Raw genomic sequence first — 24,617 nt, 5'->3', positions numbered from 1 at the left:
CCCACCCTACGGCTATTTAAAAGAAACTCGGTTGGTGACGAATCAGGTTGAGGAATTCTTCGCGAGTTTTTTGATCGTCTTGAAAGCAACCCACCATTGCACTGGTAACAGTCCAGGAACCGGGTTTTTGAACGCCTCGCATTACCATACACATGTGAGTCGCTTCCATGACAATGGCGACGCCTTGGGGTTCCAAAATGGTTTGAACCGCTTCTGCAATCTGACGAGTGAGCCGTTCTTGCACTTGCAGACGCCGAGCATACATTTCTACGACACGGGCAAGTTTGCTCAATCCGACGACTTTTTGGTTAGGAATATAGGCAACATGCGCTCTGCCAATGAAGGGTAACATGTGGTGTTCGCAGAGGCTGAAGAAGTTAATATCTCGCACCAAGACCATTTCGTTATGACCTTCGTCAAAGATTGCCCCGTTTACGAGTTCTTCCAAAGACTGGTTGTAGCCATTGGTGAGAAACCGCATCGCTTCGGCAACACGCTTGGGGGTTTTGAGCAGTCCTTCACGCTCTGGGTCTTCGCCAACACCAAGGAGTAGCGTCCGCACAGCGTTCATCATCTCTTCATTGTCTTCTTCTAAAGGCGGATGTAACTGCGCTTGCTTACCGTTTAGTGTATTGCGGTCAGGGCGAGTTTCAATGCGACCCTTCAATTTTGTGGCTTCACTGGCGGCATCATTAGATTGATTAGAACCGTTGGAGGGGGCAATAGTCATAAGTCAGTCTAGTGGAAATTCTTACGTCAAATTTACAAAGTCAGAGGGCAGCAGTGGGTCTACAAAGCACCAGCACTAGGCATAATGGTCACTTCTTCGATTACTGCTTGTTCAGGCAATAAGGCGGTATTTAGTATCGACTGCGAGATAATATCTGGGGTCAACATGGCTGACCGATCAAAGTCCATTTGCACCGTGTCGCTATCCCATAAACCCGTGTTGACGGCACCCGGAGAGATGGTGACAACACGGATGCCATGAGCGCGTTCTTCGGCGGCCAGAGTCTTTGATAAGGCAATGATTCCGGCTTTGCTGACGCTGTAAGCTCCCCAGGAGGGAAACGGTTGCAAGCCAGCAATTGATGCAATATTAATAATCATGCCTTGTCTGCGATCGCGCATCAGTGGTAAGACTCCCTGGATACACTGAAATACACTAGTCAGGTTCAACGCCAGTACTTGCTGCCAGTCGGATAGCGAGGTTTCCATCAGGGAGTTGGTGTAACCCATACCCGCGTTGTTAATCAGAATGTCAATCGGAGCAAAATCTGCCGCAATTGCCTGCATTCCCTCTTTTACTTGCTCAATATTTGCTAGATCGAAAGCATAAGCTTTGGCTTCTACTCCGGTTTCCCTCGCAGCAAGGGCGACGGACTCTAGCTCATCTTGAGAACGGCTAACTAAGGCAACGTCAATTCCTGCCTTGGCAAACGTCAACGCTGTTGCTTTGCCAATACCACTACTAGCACCAGTGATCAAAGCGCGTCGTTTAATTTGAGAAGCCATGAAATTTTCCAATACTCTGCAACTGAATACTTCTACTGCATCCTGTATCACTACTAAACTCAGTTAAAAATCGTCCTGAGTTGGGACGTGAGACAAGAATTGCCGATTTTTCGTTAGTACGAAGTACTTGGTGTTTCCTGCGTACCTATCCATGTTAAGCCGTGAAGCCACTTCACTCTCGCACTTGAGTTTAGGGGCATAACACCCAATCATGGTATGGCTGCACAGGCAACTAAATTCTCAAAATTTTTCGCGACTGCATCCGTCAGCTTGCATTGGCTTTTTAGGTTTAATCCCCTAACGCAAGTAGCTAGTACAGGTAGGAAAGAGTTTAAACGGGAAATGTAAAAAAATGTTACCTAAGTAAGTATATCACTCAGAATTGGGTTTGCAGGTTGAAGACGAGGACGAAGGATGAAGTTAACAAGGGATTGGTGATTAATGGGAGTTTTTCAATTACACCGCTACTTCTGTAAAGACACCAATGCTGCGGAATTTTTGATAACGCAGATCCCGACGTTCTTGGCTAGACATTTGGCTTAAGGTTTCTATGTTTCTGAGCAGGGCATCTTTCAGGATGGATGCAGCGGCTAGAGGATCGGAGTGAGCACCTCCAACGGGTTCTGCCAAGATTTCATCAAGAATCCCTAGCTCTTTAAGATCCGTGGAGGTAATTTTTAAGGAAGCGGCGGCTTGGGGCGACTTGCTGGAATCTTTCCAGAGAATTGCCGCACAAGCTTCTGGGGTAGCGACGGTGTAGACGGCGTGTTCCAACATTAAAAGGCGATCGCCAACACCAATTCCCAACGCGCCACCGGAGCCGCCTTCGCCGATTACTGTACAAATAATCGGGACATCCAAGCGGAACATTTCCCTTAAATTGAGAGCGATCGCTTCACCTTGTCCTAGTTCTTCGGCTTTAATTCCCGCCCAGGCTCCGGGCGTATCAATAAACGTCAAAATTGGCAAATTAAACTGGCTAGCATGGTTCATCAGCCGTAAGGCTTTTCGATAGCCGCCGGGAGACGCCATACCAAAGTTCCGGGCGACGTTATCCTTCGTATCCCGACCTTTTTGATGGCCCAGCATCACTACAGGACGCCCAGCCAGCCGTCCGACACCGCCCACTAAAGCCGGGTCATCTGCGCCACCGCGATCGCCATGTAGCTCAATCCAGTCATCGCTAATTGCCTGAATATAATCCAGCGTACTTGGGCGTCGAGGATGACGCGCTAATTGCAGCCGTTGTGACGGTGACAAACTACTAAAAATTTCTGTGCGAAGTTGCACAGCTCGTGACTCTAACTGACGAATTTGGTCAGAAACATCGACGTTATTTTCTTCAGCAAGTTCGCGAATTTGCTTAATTCGTGTTTCCAGCTCAACTAGAGGCTTTTCAAAGTCGAGGAGAAAGGTTCTAGCTTCAGTCGTTGCCATAGTTTAGTGGGGAATTAGGGACTAGGGGAGTACCCGGAGCAGGGGAGATGGGGTGAAGAATGAGCAACCGGAGCAGGGGAGATGGGGTGAAGAATGAGAATCAATAGCCTCCTTCACCCTTCCCCCCTTCACTCTTCGTACTTCATCCTTCCCCCTTACTCCCTAGCAACTGCCCCTTGACTAAAAGCTCAACAGTGGTCTAAATCCGTGCTTGACCGACACTTGACCAATCTGATCCATTTTTTCCACTGTGATCTGATTCCGCCCCCAAGAGAAGTTAGTGTACCACTTCTCAAATTCCAGCAGCATTGACTCAGCAAAACAGGCAAACAGTTGCCGTGCCGGAATGTCCATATTGACGATGTTCATAATTTTCCAGTCAATATCGAGGGAATGCTCCACAATGCCACCATTGAGGACATAGATACCGGGGTGCTGAAGTTTCGTCCCTAGATTTTTCGGGTAGCCTCCATCAATCAGCAAGCAAGGCTGCTTTAAAACCGTTGGGTCAATCTCAACGCCTTTGGGCATACTGGCAACCCAAACTACGATATCAGCCAAGGGAAGAGCTTCTTCTAAGCCCATAATCTTACCGCGACCCAGTTCCGCTTGCAAATTTTGCAGTCGCTCTTGGTTGCGGGCAACTAGTAGCAACTCAGCAACATCAGTGCGGGCATCCAGCCAGCGACAAACGGCACTACCGATGTCTCCGGTTGCCCCACAAACAGCCACCGTTGCTTTCGATAGCTCAATTCCAAGTGCTTGTGAAGCTTGTTCTACCTGACGACAAAGAATATATGCCGTGTGAGTATTGCCCGTTGTAAATTGCTCAAACTCCAAACTTACGTTTCGCACCTGCCGCATTTGCTGTAGGTTGAAGTTTTCAAAAACGATTGAAGAGAAACCTCCTAACGCCGTAATATTGATGCCCTGCTTTTGAGCATGAGCCATCGCATTGAGGATTTTTCGCATTGCTGTTTTAATGCGGCGGTTGGCAAGCATTTCTGGGAGAAAGCAGGATTCGACATACCGACCTTCAATTTTTTGTCCAGTAATGCTCGTAACTTTGATTGTGTCTACAATTTGTGGGGGAGCGCTGCACCAAAAATCTAATCCTTGATCAGCATATTCGGGATAGCCTAATTCTTTAGCGACCGCTTGGGCGTGTTCCAGACTGGTAAGGTGACCGATGAGACCAAACATGTATTACTCTAGGTAAACCTGTTAATCAGGCGGAAGTGGGATTAAAGGAAAGAAAAAGTTAAGACTTTTAAAGATATTACAAAAAATTACCGCTCTTGGAGAGCGGCTAATCTAAAAAAGCAACGATTCCTTTATACAGAGCGTATGTAGAAGCTGACTAAAAAGCTCAAACTAAGTTCCTGCAAACATGGGTTTTTGTTCAATGGCATCGGGGGTACTGAGGGGAGCAACCCTAACTGACTCGCTTTAGTCGTTCCCAAACACTGTTAGGTAGTGCCTGTAGAATGCCTAGGGTTGGCTAGGGAATGTGAGTTTCTTCGACAAAGGCTTGAATGCGATCGCCAGGGCCACTACGTTCCCCATCAAAGCCAATGATGAACCCGGCATGAATCAGGAGTCCGGCTTTATTGATGTTACGACGACCAAAAGGATTGGGGAAAGCGGGGGTAAAGTAGCAAGGCTTTCATTCGTTTTTTGAAAAAACTAAAAATCCAGCTATTTACGCCCCCCGTTATACCACCAGAATCTTAAGTAGAGATTGGCAATTTGGTTAAGTTGCGCTAGAGACTAGGCGGCTGTAAGACCATAGGCAGACATCCGCATAATATCGCGAGTAGAAAACCCAATATTGCTTAGGGCTTCACCGTAGGCAATCATAAAGTCTTCAACCAAGGCTTCTTTTTCCATCGCCAGAATGTGAGCATCATCTTCGACTTGGTTGAGCATTTTCCAGACGATGGGCAGGTTTTGGCGATTGGCTGCTTCGAGTTCAGCTTTGGAGTCTTCAAAGTGTTCTTTTAGCCAGACTTCACCGAAGTTGAGGTGAGAGTATTCGTCTTGAACAACGCCTTCTGTAATTTTGCGAGCAAAGGGGTCAGCAACAGGAATGTAGATGTTGTAAGCCGCGATCGCAAAGCACTCAATAATTAGTGATTGAATCAGCAAGCAAGTAACAACATTACCCGTAGCCGCTGCTGTTTGGAAATTATCATGCAACTGGCTGAAGTATTGACGAGCAAAATCCATATCTGGCGTTACGCTCAAATTTTTGCCACAAGCTTGAAATCCTTTCTTGTGGCGATTCTCCATTTTGGAGAGACGAATCAGCTCATCCTTCTGCTCTGGAAGCATTTCAGCCAGTTTGATATAGTTTTCATGAGCCTCTTGTTCGCCTTCAATCACGATGGCGTTGATGCGGCTGTAGGCATCTTTGTAAGTTTCGCTTTGAAAATCGAGTTCTGAACTGACTGCGAACTCTTGCATGAGTCGAATGTCTCCTGTTTTAATATCGATAGGTCGCTACAAGGTCAGTTCAACCTATACCTTGAGCGACAAAATCACTAGGGTTAAGTTGAACTTAACAAATCCCTATGTTATCTGTTGCTGATACTTGTGCAATAGTTCCCTAGGGGGAGAATATGGCATAAGTCATTAACAGCATAGAGTTAAATCCGCAATCATGCCGCACAGAGATTCAACTTCTCGTCTAGCAAGGCTTTGGAAGCCACTAACTGTAGGATTGCTTCTCATCGGTGCCCTTGTGGTTTTGTCCCCTTTAGCGATCGCTTTTTTCGCCTCCCTAGCCCCAGCCGGAACCAGCACCTTTAGTGAGATATTCCCAAAATCCCCCACTTGGGATAACTACAAAGAAGCTTGGCAGCGAGGTAACTTTCTTTTAGCCTTTGCCAATTCCACCTTTGTGGCACTCTCTGTCACCGGGTTTCAAATTATCACCTCCGCCTTGGCAGGCTATGCACTAGCGCGATTACAGTTTCGCGGGCGTCAGGCAATTTTGCTAATTGTCTTAGCCACATTGGTGATTCCCTTCCAAATTTTAGTGGTGCCGATTTTCCTGGTGCTGAAGTGGGGACATTTGATTAATACCTACGGGGCGTTAATTTTACCGACTGCTGCCAGTGGCTTTGGAATTTTTCTGCTGCGTCAGTATTTTCTGACTGTGCCAGTGGAGTTGGAGGAGGCGGCGGCGTTAGATGGAGCAAACCGCCTCCAGATTTTATGGCGCGTGATGTTGCCTTTGTCTCGTCCTGCCTTGGTGACGCTGTTTCTCTTTACCTTTATTGGTGAGTGGAATGACTTATTTAAGCCGCTAATTTTCACCACTCGACCCGAGTTAAGGACGGTACAGCTAGCATTGAGCGAGTTTCAGGAGCAATTTACCAACAATTGGTCGTTATTGATGGCGGCGGTGGTCATTGCGACAGTGCCAGTAGTGTTGCTATTTCTCTTGGGGCAACGGCAGTTCCTGCGGGGAATTGCAACGACAGGAATTAAGAATTGACAATTAGCTCTTTTTTCTCGTCTGACTTGAGGAGAGGTTTATTTCTGACTCAGAGGGCAAGTAACAGACTTTTCTCCTGACCAATCTGTAAAGGTATTCCCATCTTTGTAATGCCGAGGAGTTTGCCGTAGCAAGCGCCAAGCCTCTCCAGCATCCAGTAAGTTCATCCGTTCTGGGTAGTGGGTTTTTAATAATTCTTGAACCATTGGATAATAGTCCGAATTTATCCCTGGAAAAATATGGTGTTCGGTATGGTGTGAAAAGTTGAAATGCAACTTATCAAATACTTGAGGAACCCGGAGAGAAACACTATTGATCAGTGGATCATTAGTGCTGGTCATCTGGGAAAGCATGTGATTGGTATAGATATAAAACATTACACCAAAGTAGCCAATCCCAATGGGAAGAAAGTAACTAAGAACGAGTTTGATCGGGTCAAATTGCAGATAGACCAAGATACTCAGATGAATCATTAAAATACACAAGAATTCACCCGCGATCGTCCGACGATCTTTAGCGCTTACTTTAAAGGCGGCAGGAACATAATCAACGGATTCACTATTAAATATTAATACAGAGGTGAGATTGCGAAACGTATGGACTCCCCAGGCTGTTGCCATTCCGACTGTTAACCAAAGGAGATTAACTTCAGAAGATGGCACAAATAGATTCTGAATCCATTTGCCCCAAGTTTCAGGCTGCGTCCATAAATAATTGCGGTCTGGATCTGCCAAGGAATTCGTTTTGTTATGATGTTCTCGATTATGAACGGCTTTCCATAAAGTCGGGGGCATCCACAACATTGCTAACCCTAGTAAGCTAATTACATGCTTACCAGGCAATTTTCTAACTACGGTGCCATGCATAAGCTCATGGGAGCTAAATAGCAAGACAACAACGCTATTACCCATTACCACAGATAGGGGTAAATAAAGCCATAAAAGATATGGATTCCAATGACCTAAATGAGATGCGATCGCCCAACCGAGGATCAAGATTGCCAGATTAATCAACAAAATTACTAACTTACTTGGATCGGGAGCAAAAGCTTCAGCCGGAAGCAGAGGACGTAATTTCTTTGCATACACCGATTGAGTAATCAGTGTTTGATCTTCAACAAGATTCATAAATTCTCGGTAATTTTTCCAGAGAAAATTAATTAAAAATTCTAACTTTTAACTAATATCATGTTTAAATTGTCGCACAAATTAAATAAAAATTCCCAATATTTAGCGGCTTATATTTGATGTCTTTGTTGTCAATTCCGCTAATTTTGATAGGGAATATAGCAGCCACTAATAATGGATGTACATGCTTAATATTTGAGTAAGCTGACACAAGGGAGTCGCCAGCAGTTGTGCGTCTGCTTACCTAGGAAAACGGTGACTATGAATCGGCATCGGCATCGGCACCGGAATCTGTCATGATTTTCAGGCGAATGACATGTTCGTTGTCTTCGTCTAATGGCACTTCGATTGTTTCTCCGGCGAGGCGGTCGAGGCAATTGAGGAGCGATCGCAAATTTGGTGTACTTGCCCCTGTATCTACATACAATCGGTCGGAGAGATTGCCGACGCGCTTCCAGGTGGTGTAGAGTTTGGCGATGGTTTGCTCTAGCTGCGATGCTTGTTTCACCAAGTCGGCGGCGGTATTCAAGCAGTCGAGGCGTAAGGCTTCTTCCAGTGCCATTTCCATATCGACGGATGCGTGGTTGAGGGTTTGCACGCTTGCGGCCGCGTCGAGATATTTGGCTAAGTAGCGGGCGTCTGAAGTGACTTGTTTGACGGTATCCACGTCAGGATTTGCCGCCACCTCTTCTCGTAAGGCGCTGATGTGAGATTCTGGCAGCTTTTCCATCTCTTTTACTAAAGGTGCCAGGTGACGGGCAGGCATGGAACCCGCTGCCGCTTTTTCCTTGATTTCCTCTGGTAGCAGTTCAGAGGACATCGCTGTCCATTCGTCAGCAAGTTGCTTGACTTCGCGGCGGGTAATGCGATCGCCTTTTTGGGCAGCCTCTGTTACCATTTGCTGCACTTCTGGGGAAGATTTGGCGGTTTCAACAAAGGCGCGTTTGCTGAAGTTTCTAATCGCATCGGGGTTCAGCTTTCCCTCGGCTAAAAGGGTATCGGCACTGTTTGCCAGTTCAATTAGGGAATATGCCTGACTTTTGCTGATTTCTCGCTGTTTGAGCCAATTGAGAAAGCCTGTTCCTCGTCCGTCACCGCCGCGTTTTTCTCTGTCGCGTACTGCTCGTAAAATGCGCCCCCGCCAGATTTCGGTTTGCAAGTCGAAGCGATCGCACACTAACCAGGCGTTATCCACCTGCTGCTGAAAGTCGTACTCTAGAATCTCTTCATCATCAGGATCGGGAAGCTGGAAATTGAGATCGACAGGTTCTTCTAAAACCGCAGCCAGTTCAGAAGCAGATTCGGGGACTTGAACCATACGGAAGCAATGGAGGAGCAACAGATGCACATTATTGCATGATTCCTCTTTGTCGCGGTACCCCACCCATAGAGTGTTTTGTCAAGTCTAGTTGAGGTATTGCACAAAATGTGTTACAGAACTTACCTCGTAGGGAAATCTCAACGCGATCGCGGCAATGAGGAAATGACGACTAATCGTGATTATCCGATATTGACCGTAATTTACAAAAAGATAGAAACCCGGAGCCGTTAATTTTAATCGGTTTTTTGAGTTTTTATTCTTATAACAAAATGGCTCAGGCGAGATTTGAACTTGCGACCTTGGGCTTATGAGTCCCCTGCTCTAACCACTGAGCTACTGAGCCGTGCTTTTAACAGCTTTATCAATTTAGCACAATAACGTTGGGAATGGCTAGCTGTTTTTACTCAAAAAAAAGGGGAAGCGATCGCTCCCCCAACAAGCTTGAAATTAGATGCTTTGAATCAACGATTTTTAGGCAAGAATGCCATTGGGTTTACCGCACCGCGTCCAGTCGGGTGAACTTCAAAGTGCAGGTGAGGGCCAGTGCTGTAGCCAGTGCTACCCATCGCAGCAACTTGCTGACCCTGTGCTACTTCTTGCCCGCGACGAACCATAACTCGGCTGTTGTGGGCGTAGAGGGTCAAGCTACCATCTGGGTGTTTAATTTCCACCAAGTTGCCATAACCGCCAGAATTCCAGCCGGCTGTGACAACAACACCGGGGCCTGCCGCAACAATGGGGGTACCCACGGGACCAGCAATGTCAATTCCCTTGTGCATCCGTCCCCATCGGCGACCATAGCCGGAGGTCAAAACTCCCTTTGATGGCCAGATATAGCCATTGAATTTCGCTGGGCTATCCGGCAGGTACATATCAGGAGCTGACAGTGGAGGCAGTTCTGGAGATACTGTCTGCCCTACTGGAGTCTGAAGAGCTGGGTTATAGCTATCGGCTCCAGAGGGAGCAGAGGCAATCAGACCCTGCTGTGGGGGCGGCACTTCAATTTGAATGGGAAATTGTGCCGTTGGCTGTTGAAGTTCGGGCTTTTGCTGCTCTTGCTCTGTCTGTAAAGTAGCCGCATGGCGACTGGGATTAAACTCAGGATTAATCTGCCGGGAAGGAGTAGCGGCGCGGTTTAGGCTAGGAGCTACTGGAGAAGGAGTAGCGGCGCGGTTTAGGCTAGGAGCCACTGGGACAGGAATATTAATCGGAGTACTATTGGAAGTTTGCCCAGAGGTAGACACTTCCACAGGATTTTGATTTCGGTAGGACTCCCGAAGTCGGAGGACATCAGCTCTAAGTTTGTCAATGTGATTATTAGAGCTAGAGGTAGAGGTGTCTACTACAACATCGGGACGCTCTGAGGTGCGGGAGTTAACTTGCAAGTTTTCTTTAGGCACTGATTGAGCGATCGCTGTTGACGATAAACGATCCAGACTTGTGTTTGCCACAATCGGGGTCATCCGGTCTGAGCGCGTCGGAATCGCTGGAGTTGGGGTGACAACTGGACGCGACTCTTGTCCGAACCGAGAGTTATCTGATTTCGGATTGACACTCGGAATCAAGGTAACAGTTCGAGCGTTGGCATTAGCCTCTTGGCTAGGAATTCTGATCTGTTGATTGACGCGAATCAGGTTGGGGTTGTTGAGTCCGTTTGCCTGAATCAGTTCTGAGCGAGAGATCCCATGACGACGAGCGATCGCATCCAAGGTATCCCCCTGTCTGACTTGGTAAACATCTGCCGGATTGACAGCTACCAGGGTTTCCACCACCACAGGACGAGGGGTAGATGGTGTCTTTGCCGTTTCCTCAGTTGTCTCCGGTGCGATGGTCAGCTCGGTTGCCGTTCTGGTTTTTTGCTCCGCAGGCGATGCTGCCACGCTTGGGGTGGGCACCGGAATCACAACAGGAGCCTCGGAAATCCGCACTCTCGGTGCTGTTACCGCCGGAGAATTCGCCACATCCGGAGACGGCATTGGCAGTAGCACCGGAGATTTTGCTACTTCCGGAGATGGTACTGGCAGTGCCACTGGGCTGGGGATACTCGTCACCGCATCGGTAGGCTTCCGTAGGGAGGACTTTGCCACTTCTGGAGACGGCATTGGTAGTGCCACGGGGCTAGGAATACTCATCACCGAATCCGGCAGGGTCAAATTCGGCGAGATGGCGACGTTTGGAAGTGGCACCGGCAGAATGATCGGAGCCTCTGAATCTGCCTCGATCAAGGCTTTCTCTGCGGGAGAGACTGCTACATCAGGAGTAGGTACCGGGATTGCCACAGGGCTAGGTACGCTCGCTACTTCTGGTGGCTTAGTAAGGGATACTTCTGCTCGTTCAGCAGTGGGAGGCAATGTAACAGTCTTTGGCGTTGAAGCCGTTGTTAATTGCTCAACGTTGACTGCTGCTTGCTCTGATGTAATTGGGGACTCCTCAGACCTCAACTCCGCCAGACTATCGTTTAAGCGGTTCCGCTTTTCTTTTAGGCTATCGAGCGCGACATCTTGTCGGGCTTTGAGCAAATTGTTAACGTTTCCCGGAACCGTTACAGCTTGCCCCTCAGGCAGTTGCGTTGACGCCGTTGTTACGGGGAGTGACGTTTGCAACTGCGTAGGCTCAACACCGTAGGATTGAGACACTTTGGCTACCGTTTCGCCCTTCTTAACTTCGTGAACAACTCCGTTCACGGCAGGAATTTTTAAATTTTGTCCTGTAGGGAGTGCAAGGCTTGAAGGAACGCGGTTGGAAGCGGTAATCGCAGATGGCTCTACCTCATAGGTTTTAGCCACTTCCCAAAGAGTTTGTCCTTTCTGCACTTGGTGCGTCCGCACCGATTGGCTGGGAGCAGATACTGGGGCTTCTGCCTGCTTGCTGGGCAGCGTTGAGGCAGCATTAGTAGGCTCTGCTGTCTGGATCGGGGTATCAGCCGCTCCTGTGTCGGGCTGGGCTGACAGGGCGGGTTCGATGGCTAGGGGTTCGGCTGCCATTGCCTCCGAACCATCCTGAGGTATCAGTATCCCCGAAGCTCCCATTGAGATTGCCAAACCAATCATGGCGGCAGAGGTGCGAGCGCGGCGGTTGACCTCTGGAGGAACTACGGCTCCTACTGGGTGCTGTCCGGCAGAGGATTGCGATAGAGCCTCAAAGGAGTCAGCTGCACAAGAAGGAACATATTTGGCCTTCTGCGTAAATATCCGTTTCAAAAACGACCTCCTAGTGTGTGACAAGCGCTAAACGGTCCCGGAATGACTTTTAGCAGTCAATGAGGTAAATCACCTCAAGTTGTGATGGAAATCACAACAAGTAATCATACTTAGGCAAGACTACCTTGATCTTTATTGTTTAGACAAGTTTACATCTCTTGTCAAGAATTCCGCCTATAACGGCGACCGTTCGATCCACCCTTCAAGAAGCAACAGTTAGGTACCTTTAAACAGAGCAAAGGCTCAACAGACGATGAATCCATGGATGATTGTTGCCAGTATCTGCTGCTTTAGAATTACTGACCGAGCAGACCGTTCTCCGGAAGACGCTTTGAGGTAAAAATCGAACTTCCTTTGAGGGGTTGATCTAGCAAGATCTAGCGCTCGGCTATCATAGCAGTCGATTGATTACAGACGGAACTGTACGCTGAATTTGGGGACAACAACAACCGTATAATTTCTGAGCTACTCCTAGCAGATGACCAACAATTAAGCGGTTTTCACAAGGGGGATCAAGCTAGGAAATGCTTGCTGTACAGGCAATCTGCTAATTTCGAGTGTATGGATTGAGGATGAAAAAAAGCTATCAATCAATTTATCGAAATAACTCGACTTATTAATAGAAATTTCTTATCACCACCGGGAGAAATTCGTAGTATAGACGACTGACACTTAGTCCGTAATTCTGCATAGCCTACCCTCTAAGGGAAAGGTTCTCTCCAAGAGATTATAGTCGGCTTAATTAAGCGCAAAATTTTCCCCGGCAATGCCCTGTCACTGCCTATATCGCAATACAGTGTTAAAGCGGATCAAGGCTAACTGCCATTGCATTACTACTTGGTAATGCAAAATGTTAAATAGCACTTAAAAGTGATCAGTAAAAACGTTAAAGCTAACGTGCAATAAAGAAATCATTGCAAATAACCAAGTTGACGCTGGGCTTCGAATAACCCCACAGCCGCACTGACAGAAAGATTTAAACTGCGAACTCCTGGCTGAGCTATGGGAATATAGAGAGTTGCATCACAGCTCTCAAGAACGCCTACGGGCAGTCCTGCCGTTTCGCTACCAAACAATAACCAATCCCCAGTCTGAAACTGAAACGAAGTATAACTATATTTCCCTCTAGTGCTAAAGCCAAGGCAACGCCCTCCCTGTTGTTGCTGGACAAGACGAAATTCTTCCCAGGAATCGTGGTAATGCAGGTTGACATAGGGCCAGTAGTCTAGTCCCGCACGCTTGAGATAGCGATCGCTAATTTCAAAACCCAAGGGTCTAATCAGGTGTAATTCTGTCTGCGTTGCGGCGCACGTACGGGCAATATTCCCCGTATTCGGGGGAATTTGAGGATAAACCAGAACAACTCTCAGCATGACCTAATTCATAATTGACTCTGCTCAAGAAAGCTACCTTACCCGTTTGGCAACTATCCACAGAGGGTAATGATGTATACGTTTTTCTAATCACAAAACGTCCCAGAAAAATGATTAGAATTTGTAAACTAACTTTACCCCCCTTTTAAGCCGAGCGCGGTATTTTTCCCCGGTCGCGCTCGATAACAGGCGATCGCACCGATTAAGCAGCGATCGCTTGACACAACTTCTCTTCTAAATCTTTCTCCTGGGCTGCTAGAGCTTGAATTGCCTGAGCAATCACCTGACGGCTGTCGGGGTTTTGGGCATATTGGCGCGTCCACTGCTGGGCAGTATTTCCCTCTCGGAGAATTCTTTTCAGGGGGGAGAGGAAGCAACTAAATCCTTGTTGTTTAGCAATGCCCCAAACCTCTTGATACAGTTCCTCAATCCAATCTCTTGCCAAGATGGGTCTACCATCCTGCCAATGCTGCAGTTCGGCATCTAGACTGAGTTTCGCCGCCGCTGCTTCGTTGGCATCGGTGAGGGCAACTAACTCTTCTGAGCGAGTCGCAGCAGGTAGGCTACTGCTTTCTAACGGATCGAGATGGGGTTGGGCAATGATCTGCATCACTCGCGCTTCCAGCAATGCCATGATCGCCAGTAAGGCAATCGGATCGACAACGAGGTCGCAAATTCTCAGTTCCAGACGGTTGAGATTATAAGGACGGCGATCGCCATTGGGTCGGACTGATGACCATAAATGCCGCACGTTTTGCATCGTCCCCGCTATGAGTTGAGCTTCCGTCCACTCAATGAAGTGGGCGTGGCTTTCAAACAACGGCACATTCGCTGGCGTTTTCGGGAAAAGTCCCCAACGGGTGGAGTGGTAGCCTGTGAGTTCTCCATCGAGGAAGGGAGAAGAGGCGCTGAGGGCAAGGTAGAGGGGGGCTTCTACCCGTACTAAACGGATTGCCCGCATTAACTGTTCTGGATCGGCGATGCCGACATTAATATGAATGCTAGCGGTAACGACTTTCGTGCCGTAGGTTTGCTGAATGTAGTCGTGGTAAGGGTTGTTGGGGTCAGAACGGCAGAAGCGATCGCTACCGCCTAGGGATAAAGTACTGCCTGGAATCAGAGTGTAATTTCCTAAAGTCTTTAAATAAGCTCTTAACTCTTGGCGGGGGCGTACCAAGGCACATAGCAGGCGATCATAGGTATAGATAGGCGCAGTTGTATACTCCACATTGCGGCTGTCTGGTTCGCGCACAAATCCATCTAGTGCCGCCACAATTTTGTCAGAGAGACCAACAACATCCCCTTGGGGTGTACCCGTGTACATCTCAACTTCAAACCCTTTGGATAGCAGCACAATTTCTCCTTAACTGGGTAGGGATAGCAGGTAGGGGTGGAGGACAAAAACGCCAAAATTAGGCTTCCTCACCCTTGCCTCAAAAATAAAGTGTAGCGAAGGCAACGAAAAACTCCTCTATCCCTAGTTTGGCATTAAAGCCGGAGTTGGCGATAGACCTGATTTGCCGCACGATGTAACAGAGAGTGGCGATAAATCAGGGCGTCGAGGTCATTCCCGTAGCCACCGCCAATCACGCACGCCACCGGATAACCTGCCGCTACGCAGTTACTCAAAACCTGCATTTCCCGGCGAAAAATTCCGCGATCGCTTAACGCTAACTTACCGAGGCGATCGCTAACGTGGGTATCCACCCCGGCATCGTACAGCACCAAATCTGGCTGAAACTCACAAAGCAAGTCGGGTAAATACTGCGCTAGGGTTTGCAGGTAGGCATCATCATCCATTCCCGCCGGAAGCGGCACATCTAAATCACTTTTTTGTTTTGTCCCTGGAAAGTTCACCTCACAGTGCATCGAGAAGGTAAAGACACTGGCGTCATTTTGGAAGATAAACGCCGTACCGTCCCCTTGGTGAACATCCAAGTCCACAATCAAAATTTTTTGGGCAAGTCCTAGTTGCTGCAAGACACGGGCAGAAATTGCCAGATCGTTGAAGATGCAAAACCCCGAACCATAACTGGGAAACGCATGATGGGTTCCCCCGGCGGTATTGCAAGCGAGTCCGTGTTGTAATGCCAACTGCGCTGTGAGAATTGTGCCACCAACCGCCGTACAAGTCCGAGTGACGAGGGCGGGACTCCAGGGAAGTCCGATGCGGCGTTGGGCTTTGGGGTCGAGGGTGCCTTCGTAGTAGGCTTGGACGTATTCCGGGGTGTGGACTAATTCAATCCATGCTTTGGGAGGGGAGTTTGGTGTGTGAAATTGCTCAGGTGTGGCGACGCCATCAGCTAAAAGGAATTGGTACAGTTGCCGAAACTTGGGCATCGGGAAGCGATGTCCTTCGGGTATTGGGGCAACGTAGTCGGGGTGGTAAACAATTGGCAAGTTCATATTTCAAATTGTGAACTGCCCAACGGGATTAGCGGTGAAAGAGGCGAGCGCTTATTCCTGTTCTTTTAAGTTAGCTAGTGCCACGCTCCGGTTATACGAGGCTGGGTAGTATTCAGGATTGATTGCCAAGGCTTTGTCATAGGAGGCGATCGCTTCTTCATATTTCCCTAAATCACTGAGTGCTACGCCCCGGTTATACCAGGCTTCGTAGTCGTTAGGATTGATTGCCAAAGCTTTGTCATAAGAGGCGATCGCTTCTTCGTATTTTCCTAAATTAAATAGCCCATTGCCCCGGTTATACCAGGCTTCGTAGTATTCAGGATTGATTGCCAGAGCTTTGTCATAAGAGGCGATCGCTTCTTCATATTTCCCTAAATCACTGAGTGCTATGCTCCGGTTATACCAGGCTTCGTAGTATTCAGGATTGATTGTCAAGGCTTTGTCAAAGGAGGCGATCGCTTCTTCGTATTCTCCTAAATCACTGAGTGCTACGCCCCGGCTATTCCAGGCTTCGTAGTATTCAGGATTGAATGTCAAGGCTTTGTCATAAGAGGCGATCGCTTCTTCATATTTCCCTAAATCACTGAGTGCTATGCTCCGGTTATACCAAGCTTCGTAGTCGTCAGGATTGATTGCCAAGGCTTTGTCAAAGGAGGTGATCGCTTCTTCGTATTCTCCTAACTCACCTAGCGCTAAGCCCCGGTTACCCCAGGCTAGGTAGTAGTCAGGATTGATTGCCAAGGCTTTGTCATAAGAGGCGATCGCTTCTTCGTCTTTTCCCAGGTTACTTAGCGCTACGCCTCGGTTATACCAAGCTTTGTAATAATCAGGATTGATTGCCAAGGCTTTGTCACAAGAGGCAAGCATTTCCTCATATTTTTCTAACTCCTCTAGCGCATTACCCCGCATAGTCCAGGTTATATAGTTGTTAGAATTTATTGCCAAGGCTTTGTCATAAGAGGCAAGCGCTCTTTTGTATTTTCTTAACATCGCTAGCGCTACGCCCCGCATAGTCCAAGCTTGGTAGAAGTTTGGATTGATTACCAGGGCTTTGTCATAAGAGGCGATCGCTTCTTCGTATTTTCCTAACTTAAATAGCGCTACGCCCCGGTTATACCAGGTTTCGTCGTCGTCAGGATTGATTGCCAAGGCTTTGTCAAAAGAGGCAACAGCACCGCGAAAATCCCCCTCCTTGATTTGCTGCATACCTCGCTCAAACCACCTTTCTTCCTCCTGTGCTGCTAAATCAGCACTACTCTCCCTCACCTCTTCCTCCGCGTCCTCTGCGCCTCTGTGGTTCATTCCTCCTCCTTCGTTAACAAACAACTAAAATTTAACCTCCCAGAAGCAACTAGTGGCGTGGCAAATTCGCCATAAACAACGTGCATCTTGGAAGATCCCCCTAAATCCCCCTTAGAAAGGGGGACTAAGATTTATTTCGGCTCCCCCCTTTTTTAATCCTGGCTGGGGGGGATCTCCGGAGCCAAAAAACACGTCCTCAGGAGGCATCTCAATCGAAAAATTTACAAACACGCCCTAGACTGAAAAAAGCCTTCTGTAACCCACATCCTTACCCAAAATGCGAGAAAAACTCATCTGGCAACAGGGAAGTAGAAACGCCGAAAACGCCACCCACTTCACCGTCATCCAGGAGTGGTGGGCAAACCTGAAAAACACAGAAATTACCTGGCGACAGCGGCTGATTCCCCAGAGTGGTAACCTAAGCGAACTCAACTGGGAACCCCAGCGGTTCGATGAGACATTTAAAATCCAAAATCCCCAAATTCGCGGGATTACCCTTTACTGGTCTAAACCCGGAGAAGAACGAGAGCGTAGCACCACACCCTATCAGATGGTATTGGATAGCGATCGCCAACTCCTCTACATCTTCCCCCAATCCCAAAAAGAACTCGTCATCCAAGTCGCACTCCCACAAGTTCCCTACGAAACCATCGAACTAAAAAATCCGCAAATTCAAGGAACCTCTACCGGAGAAAATCACATCCTTACCTTCCGCGACGCCTCGCAACAGTTAGAAGTAAAAATTACCCTCACCCCCATCGAGTTAGGGCAACTAAAAGAACAGCTACCGGACTGATTTAGATCCCCGACTTCTTGAAGAAGTCGGGGATCTGAGCCGCAATTTTTGCTTAGGGCTAAAGCCCTCACTACAAACCTTTAATTATTTATGTAGTCCTACTTATTAATTAGATTTAACAAATGGAAAGGTTTCAGTGGATTATTCCTGTTATTTTCGTTTTAGGAGGATTTCTATCTGGATTAATTTTCGACCGAATCATCTTTAACCGTCTCAAAAAACTTGCTATCAAAAGACAGTTTCCAGGGCAGGATATTGTCTTTTCCTCCCTGCACAAAATGCCAATTCTTTGGTTTTTCTTAGCAGGAGTTTACGGAGCTGTTTTGAGCTTACAGCTTAATCCTACCCTGTCAGAGATTCTGCAAAAGCTATTGACAGCAGCTTTTCTCTATTCAGCAACCCTTGTCTTAGCTCGACTGGCAGCGGGTTTTATGACCTTGTATGGTCAGAGAACCGAAGGACTATCTGCCTCTTTACTATCCAACCTTGCTCGAATCCTTGTTATTGTCTTAGGGATTCTGGCAATCTTGCAAGCTGTAGGCATTAATATCACACCTATTCTTGCTACCTTGGGAATTGGTGGTTTAGCCGTTGCTCTAGCATTTCAAGATACTCTATCAAATTTGTTTGCTGGCTTATACCTAATTATTTCTCGGCAAGTCCGAACCGGAGATTATGTAAAGCTAGAAACTGGGGAAGAAGGATATGTAACTGACATTGGTTGGCGTCATACCAATATTAGAGAATTAGTTAATAACTTAATCATTGTTCCCAATACAAAACTAGCTTCTGCAATCTTTAAAAACTATCACTTACCCGCCAAACAAATTACATTACAGATTCCTGTGGGCGTCAGCTACAACAGCGACTTAGAGCAGGTAGAAGCCGTAACAGTAGAAGTTGCCAAAGAAGTAATGCAGAAAGTTTGCAGTGGCGTAACCAACTTTGAACCGTTTATTTGTTATCAATCCTTTGGAGACTTTAGTATTAATCTCACTGTTTTTCTATGTGCTAGCGAATTCTTAGAGCAGCGAAAGGTGAGGCACGAGTTTATTAAAATGCTGCATCAGCGCTATCGGCAAGAAGGGATAGAGATTCCCTTCCCGATTCGGAATGTGTACCTAAAACAGCAGCAAGACTAAAATCATCTGTCTCTTGAGAGGTTAGTGCTTACCACTAAGACTGAGGGTAAGTCACCAAAATTTGAGGCAATCTCTGTAAATCGAAGGAATTCAAGATAGCGATCGCCCCGCTACCATGAGAAGACTATCTCCTCCCGTGGGGTTATCTGAAGTGAAATCTCTCTCACGAAACCCTGAGGATTGAATTTTTCGCAAAATTAAATTAACAAATCGTCATGAAAGTACCTTTAGAAGTTTCTTATCGGAATGTCGAAAAAACTAACGACCTTGAAACATTAGTACGTGAAAAAGTTGGCAAGCTTGAGCAAGTGTGCGACCACATCAGTAGCTGTCGTGTAGTCGTAGAAAAGGCAAACGAGCGCCCGAAAAGTGGTTCTCCTTATCGAGTTTCCATCGACTTGACCGTTCCACCCAGCCACGAATTAGCCGCCGTCGAAAATCCCGGCCAAGGCACTCAGTACGTCCCCCTGGAAACCGTGATTCGTCATGCTTTTGACGCGGCGCGCCGTCAGCTTGTCGAGCTTTCAGACCGACAAAATGACGCAGTGAAGACTCACCCAGAGCAGGAAATGACAGCGATTGTCACCAAACTTTTTCCTGAACAGGGATACGGCTTTATCAAAAGTCTGACTGGGGAAGATGTTTACTTCCACGAAAATAGCGTCGTCAACCATGATTTTGACCGGATAGACGTGGGTACAGGTGTACACTTTGTCGCTGTCGAGGGCGAACAAGGCTTGCAAGCCACTACCGTACACATCGTTGACAAAGCAGGTGCCCATATTCCCCCATCAACTGATGAAGCGCCAGTGAAACCGCCTATGGGCTGGGAATAGGCTTTGGCTTTCCTCAACTAGCTTAGTTACTAAGTAGGTATTAGCCCGCGCAGGCGGGCTTTGTCCCTATAGCCCAAGGCGTAACAGCTTTAGGCTTAATTTAACTAGGGTAAGTATTTCTGCACGACATCCCAACCCGTTAGTGACACCAGGGCAAATCCAACAAACAGAGCAATGTTGGTACTGATGTGAACGGGGCGCGCCCAGGAGTGTCTAGAGCCAATTTGAGTCGCACTGGCGAAGGAGATTAAAGTGAGGGCGACGACAATAAATCCGTAGAGCAAGTGGGATGAGTGACCTAAGCTCCCGAAATGTCCTAAAGTGCCGACAATTCCAATCCCTAGTAAAAGTAGCACCAAGCTGACCATAATACCGCCAGTGATGTAGTGAAACGGACGTAACCACCGAGGACGGGGACGCCCAGCTTGACGTTTGGAAAACATCCAAATGCCAGTCATAGCGAGAAGGAGATAAGCAAACAGCGATAAGCCCATCGACCAAGCTGCGGCTTTCCATAACCAAAGAAAGGAAGGCAAATTCACGGGTAAGGTTTCTGATGAATGGAAGTAATATCAAGTTTATTTAAATCGCTGTACTCTAGCACTCTGCACTCAGCCGTAGGCTGGTAGCTGAGTGTCAGAGCCTAGTTTTGAATTAGCAACAACTTGATGTTACCCTGACCATTTTGATCATAAAAATGGAGGGCTGCCTATTAAGCAATCCTCCTGAAGACTGATCTTTTTTGATATTAATTAACAAAAATTAACTGATAAATTGACAGCTTCTAAGAAACCTGGAGCTGAAGCGATGGGCTTTGGGGCTAGTTCTAAGACTTGCTTAGTCTCAGTTTCTACTGCTACTGGTTTTGCGGCTGAACCATTAGAGTCAGTGGTTTCTGGTTGAGTGCACAAACGTTCGCAGGGAATGGTATCTGAGAGAATAGAACTTGCCATCATACCTGTATGAATTTCTAACTGTGCTCCTGGTAAAGCTTCAAAGACTAGGCGTTGTCCCGGAAATACAACGCGCTCAAAGTACCAGTTAGGAATATTGCAGATACGCGCAATTTGAATGTTGCTGGTTGCATTAATGTAACAGCAAAGAAGATCACCGTTTCTATCGTTAGGAATAGGATCAAGAATTTGAGCCATAACTGCCAGAAGATGGATGCCAGAAATGATAGATTACACTGTTTACGCTAACACCTGCGATCCCCATTAGTTGTAACTCCGACTACCAACTCAGTTTTCTACAACCCATTGCTGGAGACAAATCAGCGCTTAACCGCTTATTTCTGGTAAATTTCGCTAAAAAATGCCCAAATTTATATTTTTAGATGATGATTTAATTAATGGCTACTAGAAAAAATGAAATAGTCAATTAGGTATTTGATTACACAATTGAAGGATTAGTAAAACTTTATAAAATATATATCCGTAGATGGATGAACTGTCTCAATTTTTGCACTATCTTTCTAACCCCGCTGCTAATGGGGGATGAGGAGTAGAAGTAGCTCTCTCCCTAAATAATGTAAAAGTCAGTCTTGCTGATGAGCAAACTGATAAGCACCGACAAGAGCCAGTGCGATCGCCACATAAAGCTTATCGTCATCGACGATAACGCTACCATTCCCGGCAAAATAAATTCTAGGTAGTTATCCCCCGCAGCGGTTGGAGCGTCCTATCTAACGCATTTCCTAGCCCTAACCCAAACGCCAGAAGGTAAATCAACGGCGATACCAATCCTGTAGCCGCGATTCTATATTCCCTTGATTCGAGAGATATTAATTTGCGTCAAGATTGCTGAGTATAAGCTAGATGATCTACCCGAAACCTAGCTCAGACTCGATTTTCAGTATTAGTCAGATTAAACAGGAGTATCAGGAAAAAGAAGTTTAGCCTGGCTAGATACTAATAGTTAAAAATTATTAATTTCTCACCTCAAACTGCCTATCTTATACAACATTGGTAGACAGATCTGGCAACAAAAAAAAGGATCAAATGGGCATAGACTTACTGCCCATTTCCATCGCCGTGCTTTTAACTTTTAACAACTAGCGGTAGTCTCTCTCTGGCTCTGGCATGACTAACTCAAAGTTAGACGGATCTCGTATATAGCGAGAAACCTCTTCCTCAAGGCGGTGGATCAGGTAAGGTTCAAGGACACTGGCATGTCGTAAACAGGAAAGATATCCGTCTAAAAACAGGCGCAACTCCTCAAAGCGATAACCTCGCCGCCACAAGTCAACAAGGGAGTCGGTAAGTTTTTGATAGTAACGAATAGCAGACGGGTCTTGCAGCATGATTTTATTACAGTAGTCTAATGTTTTGTTAAATTTAACTGCAACAGTTGCAGTGAGGTTCGCGTGAATTAACCGCGTCCAGGCAAAATTATTATTTAATTAAATGATGCCATAGCGGAATTTACGTAAACGCCTATCTAGAGATTGAACACCCCTGAGTGCTTGGTGGTATTTTTTTCAGTCTCTCTGGGTCGAACTGTTGTAATTTACTAATTTTAGAGGCTTAAGTCTCCCATTTAATATTAAAACCTCCTGACTTTGACCCCTTCAAAATTGTTCGCCACCTAAAAATCTATTTTACATAGGGGACTGGTACTATTCGGGATTGGTTGATTTATTGTCAGTTGTTATTAAGTCGGTGAGGGTTGATGGTTCATGGCTAATTGTGATTAGTTCTCTCCTGGTGCACCCCTACTCCCCTGCTTCACCCTAGCACCCTATCCCCCACACCCCAATTCCCAGCCCTAGTAACCGTTGTTACAAAATCTTGACATTACCTTTGATAACCTGGAACGCACTGGCTCAAAGGGAAGTAGAAGTAGCGTGGAATCAGCTGGCATTCAAATTGTCGAAGGCAATCCTCACCTGCGATCGCTACTCGGTTGGCATTTGCAGCAAGCAGGATATTGGATCTATCAATCTGCCAGCCTTCATCAAGCGAGAAAAACGTTCTACAGTTGCCAACCCACCCTCGTTATTCTTGATTCTGATTTACCTGATGGCGATGGTATCGAGTTTTGCCGCTGGCTTCAACAACAGCGACAGTCTCTGATTCTCATGCTATCTGCCCGTAACACCGAAAGTGATATCGTTACAGGTTTAAAGGCGGGTGCAGATGATTACCTCACCAAACCTTTTGGAATGCAGGAACTGATGGCACGGGTGGAAGCACTGATTCGCCGCAACCGTATGGCTTCAGCACCCGTCTCTCTAGACTATGGGGACTTGAAAATTGACCTAGCACAGCGCCGGGTTCGTTTAAAAGATGAGTTCATTGATCTGACTCCCCAAGAATTTAGCTTACTCTACGTGCTAGCACAGACTGACGGTATACCATTAAGCCGTTCTGAACTCTTACGCCGTGCTTGGCCCGATGCCATTGATAACCCCCGTACGATTGACACTCATATTTTATCTTTACGTAAAAAAATCGAAGTTGACCCTCAACAACCCAAGCTAATTCAAACGGTTCGCAATGTCGGCTATCGGTTCCACTCCAGAGCACAAGACAGCAGCACCTCTTCGACCGAATCATCCAATGGTCATCGAATTTTGGAAAGTAAAGAGGCTCACTCTGTTGTTGGTAATCATTTTCGATAGCAGGATGGGGGAACAGAGGTTTGAGTGCTGAGTGCTGAGTGCTGAGCGGGAAGAAAGTATGAAGGGTGAAGTATGAAGTATGAAGGATGAAGGGTGAAGGATGAAGGGTTAGAGGTTAGAGGTTAGAGATTAGGGATTATCGTTTCTCCCCTGCACCCCTGCTCCCCTGCTCCCCTGCTCCCCTCACTTCTAGAGAAGAGGATGTGTGATTAGCCTTATCTCCATTCTTCAGCCGCTTGGGTTTCGGCTTGTAGTAGGCGATCGCGTAATTTTTCCCAGTTGATATCAGTCGTCAGCGTATCCTGCATCAACCTTCCGTCTTGAAGGTATAAGACTCGCTTGGCAAAGAGTTTTGCCATATCTAGCTGATGATTGACCATGAGGACTGTAGTGTTTCCGGCTTGTGTCAGATCCCTCAACACGCTGAGGATGTAGTTAGCGCGTCCAGCATCAAGGGCGGAGGTAGGCTCGTCTAGTAAGAGGACTGGCGGTTGAGTGACGAAGGCGCGAGCGATCGCCACAAGTTGCCGTTGTCCGACGGAAAGTTGCAGTTCAGTACGTTCTAGCCAGTCTTCGGGGATGTGCAGTTGTTCCATCCCGTATTGGAGACGCTGCTGAATGTCTGATTTACTGTCGCCCCGGAGTTGCAAGGGATAGGCTAAGGTTTGCCGTACCGTCATCCCTAATAACTTGGGTTCTTGGGGTACTAACATTACCTGTCGTCGCAATTGTATGGCAGGAATGTTGGAGTAGTGATGATTGTCCAGGTAAATCATGCCACCTGTCGGTTCGCTCAAGCGATTTAGCAGTCGCAAAAGCGAGGTTTTCCCCGCACCCGAAGGGCCAATAATCGCGATCGCCTCGCCCTGAAAAACTTCAAAGGAAATATCCGTCAGTATGGGTGTCGCCTGGAGTGCGCCCCCTAGAGATTTTACAAGGCTCACTTGCTCTAGTCGCAGTTGAGGCTTTTGGTTTGTAGATGTCACGCTTTTTTGGGGCTACGCTTGGGGAGGTGTTTAACGAACCGCAAGTGAGGAC

The 24,617-nt window shown here is 47.1% G+C and carries 22 protein-coding genes, 1 tRNA gene and 1 pseudogene; 6 read left to right on the top strand and 18 right to left on the bottom strand.

The features are described 5' to 3' along the window. Positions 1–16: 16 nt before the first annotated feature. The 5 genes from folE to AC5JR3_RS09355 form a co-directional block, all read right to left on the bottom strand. On the bottom strand, positions 17–730 hold the full coding sequence (gene folE, locus AC5JR3_RS09375) for a GTP cyclohydrolase I FolE (RefSeq protein WP_495845242.1): 714 nt from the start codon (positions 728–730) through the stop codon (positions 17–19). A 59-nt stretch (positions 731–789) separates the two neighbouring features. Further along, positions 790–1,515, bottom strand: coding sequence for an SDR family oxidoreductase (locus AC5JR3_RS09370; protein ID WP_495845239.1), 726 nt, complete (start codon positions 1,513–1,515; stop codon positions 790–792). Between the two features lie 456 nt (positions 1,516–1,971). Further along, positions 1,972–2,952 carry an acetyl-CoA carboxylase carboxyl transferase subunit alpha gene (accA, locus tag AC5JR3_RS09365; protein ID WP_495845236.1) on the bottom strand — a complete coding sequence of 327 codons (981 nt, stop codon included), beginning with the start codon at positions 2,950–2,952 and terminating at the stop codon, positions 1,972–1,974. A gap of 180 nt (positions 2,953–3,132) precedes the next feature. Next, on the bottom strand, positions 3,133–4,155 hold the full coding sequence (locus tag AC5JR3_RS09360; RefSeq protein ID WP_495845234.1) for a long-chain acyl-[acyl-carrier-protein] reductase: 1,023 nt from the start codon (positions 4,153–4,155) through the stop codon (positions 3,133–3,135). Between the two features lie 567 nt (positions 4,156–4,722). Beyond that, positions 4,723–5,418 carry an aldehyde oxygenase (deformylating) gene (locus AC5JR3_RS09355; RefSeq protein ID WP_495845232.1) on the bottom strand — a complete coding sequence of 232 codons (696 nt, stop codon included), beginning with the start codon at positions 5,416–5,418 and terminating at the stop codon, positions 4,723–4,725. 196 nt (positions 5,419–5,614) lie between these two features. On the opposite strand from AC5JR3_RS09355, the gene AC5JR3_RS09350 reads away from it, so the two are divergent. After that, the gene (locus AC5JR3_RS09350) at positions 5,615–6,454 is read left to right on the top strand and encodes a carbohydrate ABC transporter permease (RefSeq protein WP_495845230.1); all 840 of its coding nucleotides are present in this window, start codon (positions 5,615–5,617) and stop codon (positions 6,452–6,454) included. Between the two features lie 38 nt (positions 6,455–6,492). Here the strand turns inward: AC5JR3_RS09350 and AC5JR3_RS09345 are convergent, their stop codons facing one another. After that, the gene (locus tag AC5JR3_RS09345) at positions 6,493–7,581 is read right to left on the bottom strand and encodes a fatty acid desaturase family protein (RefSeq protein ID WP_495845229.1); all 1,089 of its coding nucleotides are present in this window, start codon (positions 7,579–7,581) and stop codon (positions 6,493–6,495) included. 259 nt (positions 7,582–7,840) lie between these two features. After that, positions 7,841–8,899 (bottom strand): hypothetical protein, encoded by a 1,059-nt coding sequence (locus AC5JR3_RS09340; RefSeq protein ID WP_495845228.1) that lies wholly within the window; start codon positions 8,897–8,899, stop codon positions 7,841–7,843. A 108-nt stretch (positions 8,900–9,007) separates the two neighbouring features. Here AC5JR3_RS09340 and AC5JR3_RS09335 point away from each other — a divergent pair, with 108 nt between their 5' ends. Further along, positions 9,008–9,133 carry a hypothetical protein gene (locus AC5JR3_RS09335; protein ID WP_495845226.1) on the top strand — a complete coding sequence of 42 codons (126 nt, stop codon included), beginning with the start codon at positions 9,008–9,010 and terminating at the stop codon, positions 9,131–9,133. A 39-nt stretch (positions 9,134–9,172) separates the two neighbouring features. Here AC5JR3_RS09335 and AC5JR3_RS09330 read toward each other — a convergent pair. From AC5JR3_RS09330 to AC5JR3_RS09305, 6 genes are all read right to left on the bottom strand, one after another. Continuing rightward, a tRNA-Met gene (locus tag AC5JR3_RS09330) sits at positions 9,173–9,245 on the bottom strand. Between the two features lie 118 nt (positions 9,246–9,363). Continuing rightward, positions 9,364–12,102 carry a peptidoglycan DD-metalloendopeptidase family protein gene (locus AC5JR3_RS09325; RefSeq protein ID WP_495845224.1) on the bottom strand — a complete coding sequence of 913 codons (2,739 nt, stop codon included), beginning with the start codon at positions 12,100–12,102 and terminating at the stop codon, positions 9,364–9,366. 911 nt (positions 12,103–13,013) lie between these two features. Then, positions 13,014–13,475: a tRNA (cytidine(34)-2'-O)-methyltransferase gene (locus AC5JR3_RS09320; RefSeq protein WP_495845222.1), complete on the bottom strand. Its 462-nt coding sequence runs from the start codon at positions 13,473–13,475 to the stop codon at positions 13,014–13,016. Between the two features lie 202 nt (positions 13,476–13,677). Continuing rightward, positions 13,678–14,829 carry a glutamate--cysteine ligase gene (gene gshA / locus AC5JR3_RS09315; protein ID WP_495845220.1) on the bottom strand — a complete coding sequence of 384 codons (1,152 nt, stop codon included), beginning with the start codon at positions 14,827–14,829 and terminating at the stop codon, positions 13,678–13,680. Between the two features lie 134 nt (positions 14,830–14,963). Next, positions 14,964–15,881, bottom strand: a complete 918-nt coding sequence (locus tag AC5JR3_RS09310) for a histone deacetylase family protein (protein WP_495845218.1) — start codon at positions 15,879–15,881, stop codon at positions 14,964–14,966. Between the two features lie 51 nt (positions 15,882–15,932). Continuing rightward, a complete protein-coding gene (locus tag AC5JR3_RS09305; protein ID WP_495845216.1) occupies positions 15,933–17,183 on the bottom strand; it encodes a tetratricopeptide repeat protein in 1,251 nt (416 codons plus the stop codon). A gap of 277 nt (positions 17,184–17,460) precedes the next feature. Between AC5JR3_RS09305 and AC5JR3_RS09300 the strand changes: the two genes are divergently transcribed. The 3 genes from AC5JR3_RS09300 (at position 17,461) to AC5JR3_RS09290 (ending at position 19,957) form a co-directional block, all read left to right on the top strand. Then, positions 17,461–17,979, top strand: a complete 519-nt coding sequence (locus tag AC5JR3_RS09300; RefSeq protein ID WP_495845214.1) for a hypothetical protein — start codon at positions 17,461–17,463, stop codon at positions 17,977–17,979. A gap of 122 nt (positions 17,980–18,101) precedes the next feature. Further along, complete coding sequence (locus tag AC5JR3_RS09295; RefSeq protein WP_495845212.1) at positions 18,102–19,121, top strand: mechanosensitive ion channel family protein; 1,020 nt, start codon at positions 18,102–18,104, stop codon at positions 19,119–19,121. A 215-nt stretch (positions 19,122–19,336) separates the two neighbouring features. After that, complete coding sequence (locus AC5JR3_RS09290) at positions 19,337–19,957, top strand: HPF/RaiA family ribosome-associated protein (protein WP_495845210.1); 621 nt, start codon at positions 19,337–19,339, stop codon at positions 19,955–19,957. 104 nt (positions 19,958–20,061) lie between these two features. Here the strand turns inward: AC5JR3_RS09290 and AC5JR3_RS09285 are convergent, their stop codons facing one another. The 4 genes and pseudogenes from AC5JR3_RS09285 to AC5JR3_RS09270 all read right to left on the bottom strand — a co-directional run bounded on the left by AC5JR3_RS09285 (position 20,062) and on the right by AC5JR3_RS09270 (position 22,259). Further along, positions 20,062–20,499 (bottom strand): DUF4079 domain-containing protein, encoded by a 438-nt coding sequence (locus AC5JR3_RS09285; protein ID WP_495845208.1) that lies wholly within the window; start codon positions 20,497–20,499, stop codon positions 20,062–20,064. Between the two features lie 210 nt (positions 20,500–20,709). Further along, a complete protein-coding gene (locus tag AC5JR3_RS09280; protein WP_495845206.1) occupies positions 20,710–21,108 on the bottom strand; it encodes a DUF1830 domain-containing protein in 399 nt (132 codons plus the stop codon). Between the two features lie 445 nt (positions 21,109–21,553). Further along, a pseudogene (locus AC5JR3_RS09275) lies at positions 21,554–21,741 on the bottom strand (ABC transporter permease); the annotation flags it as partial. Positions 21,742–22,010: 269 nt separating this feature from the next. Beyond that, positions 22,011–22,259, bottom strand: coding sequence for a DUF6761 family protein (locus AC5JR3_RS09270; protein ID WP_495845205.1), 249 nt, complete (start codon positions 22,257–22,259; stop codon positions 22,011–22,013). A gap of 543 nt (positions 22,260–22,802) precedes the next feature. Between AC5JR3_RS09270 and AC5JR3_RS09265 the strand changes: the two genes are divergently transcribed. Next, on the top strand, positions 22,803–23,579 hold the full coding sequence (locus AC5JR3_RS09265) for a response regulator transcription factor (RefSeq protein WP_495845203.1): 777 nt from the start codon (positions 22,803–22,805) through the stop codon (positions 23,577–23,579). A 215-nt stretch (positions 23,580–23,794) separates the two neighbouring features. Here the strand turns inward: AC5JR3_RS09265 and AC5JR3_RS09260 are convergent, their stop codons facing one another. Next, a complete protein-coding gene (locus tag AC5JR3_RS09260) occupies positions 23,795–24,565 on the bottom strand; it encodes an ABC transporter ATP-binding protein (protein WP_495845201.1) in 771 nt (256 codons plus the stop codon). Positions 24,566–24,617 lie beyond the last annotated feature (52 nt).

The organism is Kastovskya adunca (assembly GCF_059505785.1).
This window is presented reverse-complemented; position numbering and strand designations above follow the sequence as displayed.